The sequence below is a fragment of the Candidatus Latescibacterota bacterium genome (genome assembly GCA_020633725.1).
Taxonomy (GTDB): domain Bacteria; phylum Krumholzibacteriota; class Krumholzibacteriia; order JACNKJ01; family JACNKJ01; genus VGXI01.
In genome coordinates this window covers 669998-684709 of sequence record JACKDC010000002.1, presented here as the reverse complement: position 1 = coordinate 684709, position 14712 = coordinate 669998, and the positions used below count along the sequence as shown (strand labels likewise).

At 68.4% G+C, this 14712-nt stretch carries 14 protein-coding genes; 2 read left to right on the top strand and 12 right to left on the bottom strand.

The window, feature by feature from the left end; genetic code table 11:
* Positions 1 to 64 precede the first annotated feature (64 nt).
* Genes H6693_07440 through H6693_07390 form a run of 11 tightly spaced genes read right to left on the bottom strand, consistent with a single transcriptional unit; the run spans position 65 to position 10549 of the window.
* Positions 65 to 1591: an NADH-quinone oxidoreductase subunit N gene (locus H6693_07440; GenBank protein ID MCB9516013.1), complete on the bottom strand. Its 1527-nt coding sequence runs from the start codon at positions 1589 to 1591 to the stop codon at positions 65 to 67.
* 15 nt (positions 1592 to 1606) lie between these two features.
* Positions 1607 to 3130: an NADH-quinone oxidoreductase subunit M gene (locus H6693_07435; protein ID MCB9516012.1), complete on the bottom strand. Its 1524-nt coding sequence runs from the start codon at positions 3128 to 3130 to the stop codon at positions 1607 to 1609.
* 39 nt (positions 3131 to 3169) lie between these two features.
* Positions 3170 to 5479, bottom strand: a complete 2310-nt coding sequence (nuoL, locus tag H6693_07430; protein ID MCB9516011.1) for an NADH-quinone oxidoreductase subunit L — start codon at positions 5477 to 5479, stop codon at positions 3170 to 3172.
* 48 nt (positions 5480 to 5527) lie between these two features.
* Entirely contained in the window at positions 5528 to 5830 is a 303-nt protein-coding gene (nuoK, locus tag H6693_07425; GenBank protein ID MCB9516010.1) for an NADH-quinone oxidoreductase subunit NuoK, read from the bottom strand.
* Positions 5830 to 6351, bottom strand: a complete 522-nt coding sequence (locus H6693_07420) for an NADH-quinone oxidoreductase subunit J (protein ID MCB9516009.1) — start codon at positions 6349 to 6351, stop codon at positions 5830 to 5832. Before H6693_07420 ends, nuoK begins: the two co-directional genes overlap by 1 nt.
* Positions 6348 to 6833, bottom strand: a complete 486-nt coding sequence (locus tag H6693_07415) for an NADH-quinone oxidoreductase subunit I (GenBank protein ID MCB9516008.1) — start codon at positions 6831 to 6833, stop codon at positions 6348 to 6350. The genes H6693_07420 and H6693_07415 overlap by 4 nt, the downstream gene beginning before the upstream one ends.
* An 8-nt stretch (positions 6834 to 6841) precedes the next feature.
* Positions 6842 to 7948, bottom strand: a complete 1107-nt coding sequence (nuoH, locus tag H6693_07410) for an NADH-quinone oxidoreductase subunit NuoH (GenBank protein ID MCB9516007.1) — start codon at positions 7946 to 7948, stop codon at positions 6842 to 6844.
* Between the two features lie 11 nt (positions 7949 to 7959).
* Positions 7960 to 9081 carry an NADH-quinone oxidoreductase subunit D gene (locus tag H6693_07405; GenBank protein MCB9516006.1) on the bottom strand — a complete coding sequence of 374 codons (1122 nt, stop codon included), beginning with the start codon at positions 9079 to 9081 and terminating at the stop codon, positions 7960 to 7962.
* Positions 9069 to 9581 (bottom strand): NADH-quinone oxidoreductase subunit C, encoded by a 513-nt coding sequence (locus H6693_07400; GenBank protein ID MCB9516005.1) that lies wholly within the window; start codon positions 9579 to 9581, stop codon positions 9069 to 9071. Before H6693_07400 ends, H6693_07405 begins: the two co-directional genes overlap by 13 nt.
* The gene (locus H6693_07395; protein MCB9516004.1) at positions 9578 to 10096 is read right to left on the bottom strand and encodes an NADH-quinone oxidoreductase subunit B; all 519 of its coding nucleotides are present in this window, start codon (positions 10094 to 10096) and stop codon (positions 9578 to 9580) included. The genes H6693_07400 and H6693_07395 overlap by 4 nt, the downstream gene beginning before the upstream one ends.
* Before the next feature lie 12 nt (positions 10097 to 10108).
* Entirely contained in the window at positions 10109 to 10549 is a 441-nt protein-coding gene (locus H6693_07390; protein ID MCB9516003.1) for an NADH-quinone oxidoreductase subunit A, read from the bottom strand.
* Between the two features lie 277 nt (positions 10550 to 10826).
* Here H6693_07390 and H6693_07385 point away from each other — a divergent pair, with 277 nt between their 5' ends.
* On the top strand, positions 10827 to 11468 hold the full coding sequence (locus H6693_07385; protein MCB9516002.1) for an alpha/beta hydrolase: 642 nt from the start codon (positions 10827 to 10829) through the stop codon (positions 11466 to 11468).
* A gap of 84 nt (positions 11469 to 11552) precedes the next feature.
* Complete coding sequence (locus H6693_07380; GenBank protein ID MCB9516001.1) at positions 11553 to 13880, top strand: T9SS type A sorting domain-containing protein; 2328 nt, start codon at positions 11553 to 11555, stop codon at positions 13878 to 13880.
* 74 nt (positions 13881 to 13954) lie between these two features.
* Here the strand turns inward: H6693_07380 and H6693_07375 are convergent, their stop codons facing one another.
* Entirely contained in the window at positions 13955 to 14674 is a 720-nt protein-coding gene (locus H6693_07375; protein ID MCB9516000.1) for a hypothetical protein, read from the bottom strand.
* Positions 14675 to 14712: the final 38 nt, after the last annotated feature.

Here is a 14712-nt window from a genome sequence, read left to right as displayed (position 1 = left end):
AATCACACACAAGAAAAAAGGCCGCGACGATGTCGCGGCCGTGACCCTTCCGAGTAGCAGGGTCCTACAGCAGCCCCAGCCCCCGCTCGGCGAAGAGCCGCAGCGGCTCCCAGTAGATGCCCAGTAGAAGGGTGGCGACGCCCAGCACGCCCACCGTCGCGGCGGTGAGCCGCGATGCGCGCGCGGGCGCCACGGCGGGCTCCAGGGCGAGTTCCTCGCCGCCGTCTTCGGAGGCCACGTCCGTACCATCGATGAGCATCACCTTGGCGATGCGCATGTAGTAGCCCAGCGAGATCACCGAGTTCAGCAGGCCGAGCAGCGCCAGCCAGAGCCAGTGCCCCTCGATCAGCGCGGCGAACAGGTAGAACTTCCCGATGAAGCCGAAGGCCGGCGGCAGGCCGGTGAGGCTGACGAGGAAGATCATCATCATCACGGCCATGAAGGGCCGGCGGCGCCAGAGGCCGCGGATGCCGTCGATCTCCTCGGTGCCGGACTCGTCCACCACCGCCGAGATCACCGTGAAGGCGCCGAAGTTCATGATCAGGTAGGCGAAGAGGTAGAACACGATGGCGGTGACGCCGTCGCGGCTGAGCAGCACCAGACCCGCCAGCAGGTAGCCCGCGTGGGCGATGGAGCTGTAGGCCATGAGCCGCTTCAGGTTGTTCTGCCACAGGGCGGACAGGTTGCCGACGAACATCGTCGCCACGGCCATGATCGCCACCAGGGTGGGCCAGGGCAGGCCCTCGAGCGGCAGCCAGCCCGCGCCGGTGCGCTCGGCGAAGGCGCCGTAGAGGATGCGCAGCGTCAGCGCGAAGCCCGCGGCCTTGGGGCCCACGGACAGGAAGGCGGTGACCGTCACCGGCGCGCCCTCGTAGACGTCCGGGCACCACATGTGGAAGGGCACCGTGGCCATCTTGAAGCCGAGCCCGACGAGGATCAGCACCAGCGCCAGGAAGAGCGTGAGCGGCTGGCCGGCGCCGCCGCGGAAGGCCTCGGCCATGGCGGCCAGGTCCAGCGTGCCGGTGAGGCCGTAGAGCCAGGAGAAGCCGTAGAGCATGGCGCCCGAGGCCACGCCGCCGAAGATCACGTACTTCAGGCCGGCCTCGTGGCTGCGGCGGCTGCCCTTGAGGCTGCCGACGAGCGTGTAGGAGAGCAGCGAGACCGTCTCCATGGCCAGGTAGGCCATGAGCAGGTTGGCGGCGCCGGCCATGAGCATCATGCCCATCACCACGATCAAGAGCAGCGCCGTGAACTCGCCGCCCTGGCCGCGCAGCTCGCGGCTACGCGACGCCATGAGCAGCGTGAGCACGCCCACCAGCGCGAAGAAGATGCGGAAGAGCCGCGTGAAGCCGTCCAGCACGAGCATGTTCTCGAAGAGATTCATGCCCTCGGGATGCACCGGCCCGGTGCCGGGCAGCGCCAGCATCCCCGCCACCAGCAGGAACAGCACGCCGATCCAGGGGTGCAGCGCCCGGTGGCGGCGGTCCCAGATCAGGTCCAGCAGGAAGATCAGGAGCGACCCGCCGGCGAGCACCAGCTCGGGCAGGAAGTGCCGCAGGCTGGTGACGTTCTCCATCGAGACGAGATCCATGGCCTCTCCCCTTGCCTAGAAGCCCGCCATGCCGGCGGCCGCCGCGCTCGTCACGTGGCCGACGAGGCTGTTCAGGGTCTGCGAGATCAGGTCCAGCACCGGCATCGGATAGACGCCGAGGATGATCACGATGATGCCCAGCGGGATCAGCGTGAGCAGCTCACGACGGTTCATGTCGGTGAGCGTCGCATACTTGGGATTCAGCTCGCCGAGGAACATGCGCTGGAGCGTCCAGAGCAGGTAGGCGGCGGTCAGGATGATGCCCGTGGCGCTGACGATCGTGTAGAGCGGGAAGGTCTTGAAGCCGCCCATGAAGACCAGCACCTCGCTCACGAAGCCGCTGAGGCCCGGCAGGCCGAGGCTCGCGAAGAAGGCCAGCGCCGTGAGACCCGTGTAGACGGGCACCTGGTTGGCGAGGCCGCCGAAGCCGTCGATCTGGCGGTGGTGCGCCCGGTCGTAGACCACGCCCACCAGCAGGAAGAGCATGGCCGTGATCGTGCCGTGGTTGAACATCTGCAGCACGGCGCCGTTGATCCCCTGGGGCGTGAGCGAGGCCATGCCCAGCATCACGTAGCCCATGTGCGAGATGGACGAGTAGGCCACGAGCTTCTTGAGGTCGCTCTGGGCCATGGCGCAGAGCGCGCCGTAGACGATGTTGATCATGCCGATCAGCGCCAGCACCCAGGCCAGCTTGGCCGTGGCCTCGGGCAGCAGCGCGAAGTTGATCCGCAGCAGGCCGTAGGTGCCCATCTTCAGCAGCACGCCGGCCAGGATGACGCTGATGGCCGTGGGCGCTTCCACGTGGGCGTCGGGCAGCCAGGTGTGGAAGGGGAAGGCGGGGATCTTGATCGCGAAGCCGATGTAGAACGCGAACCAGAGCAGCACCTGCACGCCCATGACGAGGTGCCGGCTCGTCTCCATCATCTCCACCATGTTGAAGGTGTGGCCGGCCTTGAAGTAGAGGAAGATCACCGCGAGCAGCATGAACACGCTGCCGAAGAGCGTGTAGAGGAAGAACTTGATCGCCGCGTAGATCTTGTTGGGGCCGCCCCAGATGCCGATGAGGAAGTACATCGGCAGCAGCATGATCTCCCAGAACACGTAGAAGAGGAAGAAGTCCAGGGCGCAGAAGACGCCCATCATCCCCGCGTCCAGCAGCAGGAACAGCGCGAAGTAGGCCTTGAGCTGCCGGTTGATCCCGAAGCTCGCGATCACCGCGATCGTGCTGATCAGCGCGGTGAGCAGCACCATGGAGATGCTGATGCCGTCCACGCCAAGGAAGTAGTTGATGTTGAAGCTGCCGATCCACGTGCGCGGCCCCTCGGTGAACTGGAACTGCTGGAGCTGCAGCCCGGGGAAGTTGCGCTGGAAGGCGACGAAGAGCTGAACCGCCCAGAAGAGCGGCGGCAGGGTGGCCGCCACGGCCACGCCCTTGATCCAGCTCGCCTTGCTCGAGGGGAGCAGCAGCAGGACGCCCGCGCCGATGAGCGGAAAGAAGATCATCCAGCTCAGGACGTTGTCCACGATCGCGAAGAACATGACAGCCAGTACCTCCCCGGGCCTCGGCCCGCAGCGTCCCTAGCGAGGGATCCCGATCAGCACTCCTGCGATCACCAGCACCAGGACCCCGGTGATCACCACGTAGGCGTAGTTCTGGATGCGCCCGTTCTGCAGCCGGCGCAGGCCCGCGCCCGCATCCTTGCAGACCGCGGCGGCGCCGTTGACGAGCCCGTCCACGAAGGTCTTGTCCACCCAGCCGCTGAAGACGGACGCGCCCCGCGTCAGCCAGGCCATGCCGTTGACGATGCCGTCCACGATCACGCGGTCGAAGGTGGCGAAGCTCTTCATGAGGCGCAGCACGCCATTGATGACGGTGCGCTGGTAGAACTCGTCGACGAAGTACTTGTTCAGCAGCAGGCGGTAGAGCGTGGCGAAGCGCGCGGCGGCGCGGGCCGGCAGCTCCGGCCGCTTCGTGTAGATGTAGAGCGCGCTCAGCCCCGACAGGGCGGCCAGCAGCACGGAGACCGCCATGAGGACGTACTCCATGGGATTCACCGGCTCACTATGACCGCCGCCGTGCTCGCCCGCGTGCTCGGTCGCCGCGTGGGCCTCATGGTCGCCGTACATGGACTCCGCCGCCGCGGCCGCCTCCTCGTGCACCGACTCCAGCTCCTCGGCGTCGCCCTGCTGGCGATGGCCCGGCTCCACCGGCATCGTCTGCTCGCCGGCCTGCCCGTGCGCGTCGTCGGCGCCGGCATGCTCCGGCTCCTGGGCCACGGCCGGCGCGACCAGCGTCGGCAGCGCGGCGTGCTGCATCGCCTCGGCCGGCCGCTCGGCGATCACCGGCGCCAGCCAGGCGTGGAAGTTGTTGGACCCACCCAGCGCGTGGGGCACGCCCACGAAGCCGCCGACGGTGGCGAGCAGGGCGAGCACCATGAGCGGAGCCGTCACCACGAGGGGCTGCTCCTTCAGGTGCTCGCGGGTGTGCTTGTCGGCGCGGTTGGTGCCGAGGAAGGTCATCGCCACCAGGCGGAACATGTAGAAGGCGGTCAGGATGGCGCCGATCAGGCCCAGCAGCCAGAGGAAGCGGTACCAGCCGCCGGCCTCGAAGGCCTTCCAGAGGATCTCGTCCTTGCTGAAGAAGCCCGCGAAGGGCGGGATGCCCGCGATCGCCACCGTCGAGATCAGGAAGGTCGCGAAGGTGATGGGCATCACCTTGGCGAGGCCGCCCATCTTGCGCATGTCCTGCTCGTGATGCATGGACAGGATCACGCTGCCAGAGCCGAGGAAGAGGCAGGCCTTGAAGAAGGCGTGGGTCATGAGGTGGAAGATGCCCGCGCTGAAGGCCGCCGTGCCGATGGCCAGCACCATGTAGCCCAGCTGGCTCACCGTGGAGTAGGCGAGCACCTTCTTGATGTCGTTCTGCGCCAGGCCGATGCTCGCGCTGAACAGCGCGGTCAGGCCGCCCACCGTGGCCACCACCAGCAGCGCCACCGGCGCCAGCACGTAGAGGCTGCTGAGGCGGGCCATCATGTAGACGCCCGCGGTCACCATGGTCGCGGCATGGATCAGCGCGCTCACCGGCGTGGGGCCGGCCATGGCGTCCGGCAGCCAGACGTAGAGCGGAATCTGCGCGCTCTTGCCCGTGGCGCCGATGAAGAGGCAGATGCCGATCCAGTTGAGCAGGCCGAGCCCGAGCAGCTCCTTGCCCTGGAGCAGGTGCACGGCCTCGCGGATCCCGCCGAAGCTCAGCGTGGCCGCGCCGGCGTCCGAGAGTCCCCAGAACAGCAGCAGCATGCCGATGAGAAAGCCGAAGTCGCCGATGCGGTTCACGATGAAGGCCTTGTTGCCGGCCGTCGTGTTTGGCAGGTGCGTGAACCAGAAGCCGATGAGCAGGTAGGAGCAGAGACCCACGCCTTCCCAGCCCACGAACATGAGCAGCAGGTTCTCGGCGAGCACCAGCACCAGCATGGCGAAGCTGAAGAGGTTCAGGTAGGCGAAGAAGCGCCAGGAGCCGTCGTCGCCGTGCATGTAGCCGATGGAGTAGATGTGGATCAGGAGGCCGACGCCCGTCACCACCAGCAGCATCACGGAACTGAGGGGGTCGAGCGTGAAGGCCACGTGGACGTCGAGCGTGGGCAGGCCGTGGCCGCCGAGGGCCATCCACTGCCAGAGATCCTGGGTGACGATCCGCGCCTCGGGCGCCAGCGAGCGCAGGTAGAAGAAGCCCGCCAGCGAGAGCAGGAAGCTGCCCGCCACCGACGCCACCGCGATCGCGTGCACGGCGCCATGCTTGAACTTGCGCCCCAGGAGGATGTTCACGCTGAAGCCGATGAGCGGCAGGAGGGGAATCCAGCCCAGGGCTCCGGTGATCCAGCTCAGGTCCATTCGCGACCGTCCTTCCCTTGCGGCCGGGCCCCCGCCCGGCGAGCCACACTAGCGCTGGAGCGTGTCCAGCCGGTTCGCGTCGATGTCGCGGAGGTTCTGGTAGATGGCCAGCACGATGGCCAGGGCCACCGCCGCCTCGGCCGCCGCCAGCACGATGATGAACACGGTGAAGAGCCCGCCCTGGATGCCCGTGGTCGTGTAGTGGTTGAAGGCCACGAAGTTGAGGCCCGCCGCGTTGAGGATCAGTTCCACGCCCATCAGGATGCCGATCGCGTTGCGACGGCTCAGCACGGTGTAGACGCCCGAGGCGAAGAGCAGCGCCCCCACCATCAGGAAGTGGTTCAGCCCGATCACGACCGCGCCTCCTCGTTCTCGCGCACCTCGCGCCGCGCGATGATCACCGCGCCGATGAGCGCGCCCAGCAGCAGCAGCGACGCCACCTCGAAGGGCAGCAGGTACTTGCCCAGCAGCTCGCGTCCCAGCTCGCCACTGGTCGGCGCGTAGGCGACCTCGGGGCGGAGCGGCCAGTCGCTGTCCAGGATCAGCACCAGGCTCATCACCAGCACACCGGCCGCGGCCAGCAGCGACGCCGGACGATTCAGGATCGGGTTGGTGCCGGCGGTGCTGGCGATGTCGCGCGTCAGCATGACGGCGAAGAGAATCACCACCGTGATCCCGCCCACGTAGACCAGCACCTGCATGGCGGCCAGGAAGTCCGCCGAGAGCTGCACGTAGAGGCCGGCCACGCCCAGGAAGGCGAAGATCAGGGCAAAGCCCGAGTAGACGATGTTGCGGCTGCCGGCCACCACGAAGGCGGAGAGCAGGGTCAGCGCGCTCAGCGCGAAGAAGATGACGTCGAAGACGCTCATCAGTCGTCCTTCTCGTCCGCCCCGCCGGGGGCTTTGGGGTTCTTGTAGATGGGCAGCGGGGTCGTCTCCACGAACCCGTGGTACAGATCGCCCAGGTAGGTGGTGCTCGCCTCGAAGCGCGGCGTGAAGTGGATCGAGCCGGTGGGGCAGGGCTCGAGGCAGAGCCCGCAGTACATGCACTTGCCCAGGTCGATGTCGTAGCGCCTGAGGATGCGCTCCTTGGTCTCGGGGTCGCGCTCCACGTCGATGTAGATGATGTCGATCGGGCAGGCCTTGGCGCAGAGCAGGCAGCCCGTGCAGAGCTCCACCTCGTTCACCAGGAAGCCGCGGTAGCGCGGGGGCAGCGTGGCCTCCACGTTCACGTCGGGGTACTGCACCGTGATGGGCTTCTCCGCCCACAGGTGGCGCGAGGTGATCTTGAGCCCCGTGAGCGTGGTCGAGACCGCTTCGCGGATGTTCGAGAAGTACTTGGCGACGGCACCCATGGCGCCTCCTAGAAGAGCCCGGCGACGAGGTCGTAGAGCCCGCGCCCCTTGAAGAGCACGAGCCAGACGGCCGTCATCACCACGTTGAAGACCGAGATGGGAACGAGGTACTTCCAGCAGATCGCCATGAGCTGGTCCACGCGCACGCGCGGGAGCGTCCAGCGGATCTGCAGGATCAGCAGCACGAGCGCGAAGCTCTTGGCGAGGAAGACCCCCGTACCCAGCGCCGCCCCCCAGAAGCCCGTCGGGGAGTCGGTAATGCCCGGAAAGTTCCAGCCGCCCAGGAAGAGCGCCGTGGCCACGGCCGCGACGATCCAGATGGTGGCGAACTCGCCGATGAAGAACACGCCGAAGCGGATGCCCGAGTACTCCGTGTTGTAGCCGCTGACCAGCTCGCTCTCGGCCTCGGGAATGTCGAAGGGAATGCGGTTGTTCTCCGCCAGCGCGCTGATGAAGTAGATGAAGAACGCCACGAAGGTGAAGGGGTTGTGGAAGACGTTCCAGCGCAGCAGCCCGAAGCCGCCGCCCTGCTCCCCCACGATCTCCGACAGGCTCAGCGAGCCCGAGAGGATCACCACGGTCAGCAGGCTGAGCCCGGTGGGGATCTCGTAGCTCACCACCTGGGCCGCGCTGCGGAAGCCGCCGAGCAGCGACCACTTGTTGTTGCTGGCCCAGCCGCTCATCAGGATGCCCACCACGACGAAGCTCGTCACGGCCACCAAGTAGACCACGCCCACGTTCAGGTTGCTGATCACCATGCGCTGGCCCCAGGGCATCACCACGAGCGTGAGGAAGGTGCCCATGCCCACGAGGTAGGGCGCGAGGCGAAAGAGCGGGCGGTCCGCCTCGGCGGGGATGATGTCCTCCTTGAGGATCAGCTTCACGCCGTCGGCCACGAACTGCAGCAGCCCGTTGGGACCCACGCGGTTGGGACCGATGCGGTTCTGGATCTTGCCCGCCACGCGGCGCTCGACGTAGGTGAGCACGCCGGCCACGAACGCCGCCCAGAGACCGATGGCCAGCAGCGCCACGGTCAGCATGATGCCGAGCTGGATGGCCCAGGTCGGTCCGGGCAGATTGTGCTCGGCGATCAGTCCTGCGATCCACTGCTCCATGACTGCTCCCTCTACCTGTCGATCTCGGGCGCGACCACGTCCAGGCTGCCGATGATCGCGATCAGGTCGGCGATCATCAGGCCCTTGGCGATCTTCTCGACGATGCTCATGGCCGCGAAGCTGCCCGTGCGGATCTTGACGCGGTAGGGCTGCTTGCTGCCGTCGGACACCACGTAGTAGCCCAGCTCGCCCCGCGCGCTCTCCGTCCGCACGTAGTACTCGCCTGCCGGCGGCTTCAGCACCTTCTTCTCGTTCCAGAACTCGGCCCCGGAGGCCGGCAGCCGCTCGATCGCCTGGCGGATGAGCGCCACGCTCTGCCGCATCTCCTGGACGCGACACCAGAAGCGATCCCAGCAGTCCCCCACCGTGCCCATCAGGCCCTGCCCCACCGGCACCTCGAAGTTCAGCGACGGATAGAGGCCGTAGGGGTCGTCGCGGCGGCAGTCGAAGTCGACGCCGCTGCCGCGCAGGCTGGGACCGGCCAGCCCGAAGCCCATGGCGTCCTCCGCGCTGATGATGGCCACGTTGGCCAGCCGCTCGCGGAAGATCTTGTTGAAGGTGATCAGCCGGTCGAATTCGTCCAGCGCGGGGAGGTGCGCGTCGCAGAAGCGCAGCACCTTGTCCGTCCACCCCGCCGGGGCGTCCTGGGACACGCCGCCGATGCGCACGTAGTTGTGCGTGAGCCGCGCGCCGCAGAGCTCCTCGATGAGATCGTTCACCTTCTCGCGCTCGCGCAGGGCGTGCAGGAAGGGCGTCACCGCGCCCAGGTCGCCCGCGTTGGAGCCCACGCCCACGAGGTGGCTCGACAGGCGCACCAGCTCCGCCGCGATGACGCGCAGCAGCTCGCCGCGCTCGGGCACCTCGAGGCCGGCCATGCGCTCGCAGGTCACGGCCCAGCCGTGGTTGGCGTTGATGGCGGCCACGTAGTCCACGCGGTCGGTGAAGGGCATGAACTGGAAGTACTCGAGCCCCTCGGCGATCTTCTCGATGCTCCGGTGCAGGTAGCCCACGTCGGGCACGCACTGGTGGATGACCTCGCCGTCGGTCTCGAGCTGGAAGCGGATCACGCCGTGCGTGCTGGGATGCTGGGGACCCATGTTGAGGGTCATCAGCTCCGTCTTCACTTCTGCCATGACAGCCACTCCCTCTCGCGCTGGGTGGGGATGCCCTGGTAGTCCGGCTTCTCCTCGAAGTCCTTGCGCAGGGGATGCCCTTCCCAGTCGTCGGGCAGCATGATGCGCCGCAGGTCGGGATGCCCCGTGTAGACGATGCCCAGCAGGTCCCAGCTCTCGCGCTCGTGCCACTCGGCCGCGGGCCAGAGGGCGACGAGACTCGGGACGCGCGGATTGTCCCGCGGGACGTCCGTGTGCACCGTCAGCAACGCGCCGTGCTTGTAGGAGAAGACGGTGATCGTGCTGCGCAGGCGGGGAGGGTCGTCGGCGGGGTAGTCCACGCCGGCCACCTGCTGAAGCGACTCGAAGTGCAGCTCGGGGTCGTCGCGCAACGCCGCGCAGAGCTCCACGAGACGCCCGGGCGTGACGACCACGTCCGGCTGGGGCACGTCGGTGCGGAAGGTCAGCCCCTCCTCGCCCAGCAGCGCGCGGATGCGCGCGAAGACGGCCTCGGTGTTCATGACGCCTCCCGCGACGACTCGCGCTTCACCAAAAAGCGCTCGCCCTTGATCTTGCGCTGCAGTTCGGCGATGCCCTCGTAGAGCGCTTCGGGGCGGGGCGGGCAGCCGGGGATGTAGACGTCCACGGGCAGGATCGCGTCCACGCCCTTCACCACGCTGTAGCCCCGGTTGAAGAGGCCGCCGCAGTTGGCGCAGCTGCCCATGGAGATGACGTAGCGCGGCTCGGCCATCTGCTCGTAGAGCAGCTTGAGGCGGCTGGCCATCTTGTAGGTGAGCGTCCCGGCGACGATGAGCAGGTCGCTCTGCCGGGGCGTCGCTCGGGGCACCGAGCCCATGCGGTCGAGGTCCGTGCGCGGACCGCCGGCCTGCATCAGCTCGATGCCGCAGCAGGCCAGTGCGCTCAGCAGGTACCAGACCGAGTTGCCTCGGGCCAGGTTCATGATCTTGTCGGTGGACGTGAAAATCGCCGCTTCGGGCAGGGTGTCCACCACGGTGGGCAGCTCGCGCGCGGGCATGGCGTCCTCTCTCTACTCGGGTCGGGACTGTGACTGCCGCCGCAGCTCGATGGGAGCATCGGTGCGGCTGACCTGGAGATCCTTCACCCAGTCGAGGTCACCCTTGCGCCACAGGTAGACCAGGCCCAGGAAGAGGATCAGGATGAAGAGCAGCACCTCCACCAGCACAAACCACCCCTGGCCGCTGTCCACGAAGCTCCGCATGACCTTGCCGACGGGGAACATGAAGGCGATCTCCACGTCGAACACGAGGAAGGCCAGCGCGATGATGTAGAAGCGGATGTTGAACTGAAGCCGGCCGGAGCCCGAAGGACGCTCGCCGCACTCGTAGGGGCTGAGCTTGTCCTGGTCGCGATGGCGGGGGGCCAGCAGCTTCGAGATCGCCAGCAGGGCGAAGATGAAGAAGAAGCTGAAGAGAATGAAGACCAGCACGTTTGCAAACTGGAACAGCATGAATTCTCTCCGCGGTGGCCGGGTGAGGGTCCGAGCGATGGCGCGGCGTGTGCTGGAGCTCGGGGTCCGGATTCAGGCTACTCATCGGCCCTTTACTCCACAAGCACTTTCCAAGTAAGCAGATGTGGACTTCCCCGCAAGGCCGGGAAAGGGCCCGGAGGCATATTTCTGCTATCTGTATGTGAAATTCCAGGATACAGATGGGACCCGCCGCCCGCCCGGCCTCGGCCCGGCCCGCAGTTGACGTCCCACCCGCCCCCACGCATCCTGTGACCCCATGAGCGAGCCCCGCACCCAGCACGAGCGCGGCCTCGAGCTCGCCGGCCCGGCCGGCCGGCTGGAGGCCCTCTACCGTCCGCCGGCGACCGACGAGGCCGGCGGCGTGCTGATCCTGCATCCGCACCCCCTCTACGGGGGCACCATGCACAACAAGGTGATCTACACCTGCCAGCGCGTCGCGGCCGAGCGCGGGCTGGCGACCCTGCGCTTCAACTTCAGGGGCGTGGGCACGAGCGCGGGCCAGTACGACGACGGCCAGGGCGAACAGGCGGACGTGAAGGCCGGTCTCGACCACCTCGCCGCGGAATTGCCAGGGCGCCCCCTCACGCTGATGGGCTTCTCCTTCGGCGCCTGGCTCACGCTCAAGGTGGGCGCCCCCGACCCCCGCGTGGGCGCGCTCATCGCCCTCGGCGTGCCCGTGGGCTGGGCCGAACTGGGCTTCCTCGCGGGTTGTGGCAAGCCGAAGCTCTTCGTCCACGGCACGCGGGACCAGTTCTGCGACCCCGAGGAGCTGCGCCGGCGCTACCCCGACTTCTGCGCGCCGAAGCATCTGGAGTGGATCGAGGGCGCCGACCACTTCTTCACGAACCAGCTCGACGAGCTGGCGGCGGTCCTGCGCGAGCGCTTCCCGGCGGCCTGATCCGCCCGCTGGACCAAAGTCGGCATTTCTGCTAGAATTGCCGACTTTGCGTTGTGCATCCACCCATCCTCGGAGCGACACCCCATGGCACGCTTGCAGGCGCGGCTCGCGCTACTCCTCTGCCTCTTCCTCGCCACCCTCACCGTCCACACCGCCCAGGCCGCCCCCGGCGACGAGAACTGGGACACCCGCTTCAGCCTGCCCGGCGTGATCGGCAATGTCACCGCCACCGCGGTCTACGGCGGCGACCTGATCGTGGCCGGCGAGTTCATCGCCGTCGGCGGCCAGGCGATCGTGAACATCGCGCGCTGGGACGGCACGCAGTGGACGGCCATGGGCGATCTCGCCAGCGGCGGCGTCGAGGCCCTGGTCGAGTGGAACGGCGCGCTCTACGCCGGCGGCTGGTTCACCGGCGGCATCGCCGCGTGGGACGGCACGGCCTGGAACACGGTGGGCGGCGGCGTGGACGACACCGTCGAAGCCCTCGCCGTCTGGAACAGCCAGCTCGCCGTGTGCGGCTACTTCTCCGACGTGGATGGCAACTTCGCCGGCAACATCGCCCTCTGGGACGGCAGCGCCTGGGACACACTGGACGAGGGCATGGACGGCGAGGTGGCCGCCGTGGCGTCCTACGGCGGCGACCTCTACGCCTGCGGCACCTTCGAGCTGGCGGGCTTCGCCTACGCGCCGAATCTCGCGCGCTGGGACGGCGGCGGCTGGTCGGGCGTGGGCGGCGGCCTCAGCGACGAGTTCGGCGACATCTACAACGTCTACGCCGAGACCCTGGCCGCCTACGCCGGCGACCTCTACATCGGCGGCTACTTCATGCAGGCGGGCAGCCTGCCCGTGGACGGCCTCGTGCGCTGGAACGGCAGCAGCTTCGACGTGCCGGGCTCGCCGCCCGTGGCCGAGGAGACCGTCGCCCTCGGCTTCTACGGCGCCGACCTGGTGGCGACGGACGTCTGGGGCGGCATCCAGCGCTGGAACGGCGCGTTCTGGTCCACGCTCGGCTTCTGCAACGGCGCGGTCACCGGCATGACCGACTGGGGCGGCGGGCTCGTCGTGGGCGGTTACTTCAACACGGTGGAGAGCGTGCCCGCGGCGGGCCTCGCGGTCTACGACGGCAGCTGGGCCGCCCTCGTGGCGGGCCAGGGCGCGCTCGGCACCGTGGACGTCATCGGCGACTGGGACGGCACACCCATCGCCGGCGGCCGCTTCGGCAAGATCGGCGACGTGAGCGGCGTCGTCGCGGCCTGGGACGGCAGCGCCTGGCAGCCGCTGGGAAGCGGCATCGCCGCCGGCATCGGCGTCAACGTGCAGGCGGTGGCGAGCTTCGAGGGCGACCTGATCGTCGGTGGCGCCTTCAGCACGGCCGGCGGCGTGCCCGCCAACAAGATCGCGCGCTGGGACGGCACGCAGTGGAGCGCCATGGGCGCGGGCTCGCAGTCCACCGTGAGCGGCCTGCTGTCCCTGGGCGGCGCGCTCTACGCGAACGGCTACTGGGGCGGCGAGCAGACCCTCGGCCGCTGGAACGGCAGCGACTTCGACCCCCTGGGCACGGGCGTGCAGGGCGGCGTGCAGATCCTCTACAGCCTGGGCTCCTACCAGGGCGACCCGGTGATGGGCGGGCAGTTCACGTCGGTGGACGGCGTGAGCGCCAACAACATCGCCCGCTGGGACGGCAGCGCCTGGCAGCCGCTGGGCGCGGGCACCAGCTACACGGTGAACGCGATCCACGAGATGAACGGCCTGCTCTACGTGGGCGGCGGCTTCCTGGAGGCGGGTGGGCAGCCCGCGAGCCGCATCGCCGTCTGGGACGGCACGAACTGGAGCCCGCTCGGCGACGGCGTGAACAACGTCGTGCGGGACATCACGTCGGTGGGCAGCGACCTCTACGTGACCGGCGACTTCACCCAGGCCGGCGGCCAGCCCGCCGCCTACGTCGCCGTCTGGGACGGCAGCGCCTGGAGCGCCCTCGGCTCGGGCCTCGACGCGCGGGGCAACGCTGCCTATGCCCTCGCGAACGACGTGTGGGTGGGCGGCGAGTTCCAGCTCGCGGGCACGGCCGGCTCGGCGCGCGTGGGCCTCTGGCATCCCGCCGACACCGCCGTGCCGCCGCTGGAGGCGGGCGCCTCCACCCTGACGCTGCGCCCGGCCTGGCCGAATCCCTTCGCGGGCAGCACGTCCTTCGGCTTCTCGCTCTCCACACCCGCGACCGTGTCGGTGGACGTCTACGACGTCCGCGGCGCACACGTCCGCAGCCTGGATCGCGGCCGCCTCGATGCCGGGCCGCATCGCGTCAGCTGGGACGGCCGCGACGCGAAGGGCCAGCGCGCGCCGGCCGGCGTCTACTTCGTGGCCGTGCGGGATGGGCAGGGAAGCGCCGGACAGCGCGTGGTCCTGGTCCGCTGACCCGCGCAGCAGCGCGCAACGCGAAAGGGCCGCCCCCTTCAGGGAGCGGCCCTTCTGCGTTTCGTGGCAGGCGATCAGTACAGGGCCTTGATCGCGCTGAGGCTGCTCTCCTCCGTGGCCGTGGTCACCATGAGCTCCAGCTCGATGTTGTCGGCGCCCGCCTCCCACTGCTGGAAGATCCCGAACCACGCCGGGTGGATCCACCAGAACTCCACCTTCTCCACGTTGGCCAGCACGCTCTGCCAGGTGCGGTCGCTGGGGAAGACGTCCGAACCCGTCATGTAGCTGCCGCCGAACCAGCCCGCCGGCAGCTCGCCCGGCGCGCCCTCGAAGTCGCTGGGGATGTCGAAGTCGTAGTGGGTCCAGCCGTCGCCGGCCTGGGGGATCCACAGGTTCTCGTCCACCCAGTAGACGTAGACGTCGTCCTCGATGTTGTCGTAGGTGCCCGCCGCGTCGCGCAGAAGCAGCGCCAGCGGATAGCCGGCGGTGCCGAAGTCGGCGTGCAGCGTCTGGAAGTCGCCGCTGATGCGCGTGACGTGGCCGGCCACGTAGTCGCCGGTGAAGAACTCGACGCCGTAGGCGGTGTCGAGGATCGGCGCGAAGGTGTCGAGGGTGGGGCTGTGCAGCCAGGCGCCGGGGTTGCCGCCGGTCGTCTCGATGACGTCGCCGCCCGAGAAGCTCCAGTAGCCCATGTTCACGCCGCCCTCGAAATCGTCGGTGACGACGTCGGCCTGCGCGACGCCCACGGCCAGCAGCAGGGCGGCCACGGCGGTGATGATCGCGGTCTTGTTCATGCTCTCCTCCATCGGGGTCAGGGACCAAGGGTGTGTCC

What these genes read in the sequence shown, in the direction of transcription:
- H6693_07440 (MCB9516013.1), bottom strand. Translation starts at nt 1,591, where the DNA reads ATGGATCTCGTCTCGATGGAGAACGTCACCAGCCTGCGGCACTTCCTG.
- H6693_07435 (MCB9516012.1), bottom strand. Translation starts at nt 3,130, where the DNA reads ATGTTCTTCGCGATCGTGGACAACGTCCTGAGCTGGATGATCTTCTTT.
- nuoL (MCB9516011.1), bottom strand. Translation starts at nt 5,479, where the DNA reads ATGGACCTGAGCTGGATCACCGGAGCCCTGGGCTGGATTCCCCTCCTG.
- H6693_07415 (MCB9516008.1), bottom strand. Translation starts at nt 6,833, where the DNA reads ATGGGTGCCGTCGCCAAGTACTTCTCGAACATCCGCGAAGCGGTCTCG.
- nuoH (MCB9516007.1), bottom strand. Translation starts at nt 7,948, where the DNA reads ATGGAGCAGTGGATCGCAGGACTGATCGCCGAGCACAATCTGCCCGGA.
- H6693_07405 (MCB9516006.1), bottom strand. Translation starts at nt 9,081, where the DNA reads ATGGCAGAAGTGAAGACGGAGCTGATGACCCTCAACATGGGTCCCCAG.
- H6693_07400 (MCB9516005.1), bottom strand. Translation starts at nt 9,581, where the DNA reads ATGAACACCGAGGCCGTCTTCGCGCGCATCCGCGCGCTGCTGGGCGAG.
- H6693_07395 (MCB9516004.1), bottom strand. Translation starts at nt 10,096, where the DNA reads ATGCCCGCGCGCGAGCTGCCCACCGTGGTGGACACCCTGCCCGAAGCG.
- H6693_07390 (MCB9516003.1), bottom strand. Translation starts at nt 10,549, where the DNA reads ATGCTGTTCCAGTTTGCAAACGTGCTGGTCTTCATTCTCTTCAGCTTC.
- H6693_07385 (MCB9516002.1), top strand. Translation starts at nt 10,827, where the DNA reads ATGAGCGAGCCCCGCACCCAGCACGAGCGCGGCCTCGAGCTCGCCGGC.
- H6693_07380 (MCB9516001.1), top strand. Translation starts at nt 11,553, where the DNA reads ATGGCACGCTTGCAGGCGCGGCTCGCGCTACTCCTCTGCCTCTTCCTC.
- H6693_07375 (MCB9516000.1), bottom strand. Translation starts at nt 14,674, where the DNA reads ATGAACAAGACCGCGATCATCACCGCCGTGGCCGCCCTGCTGCTGGCC.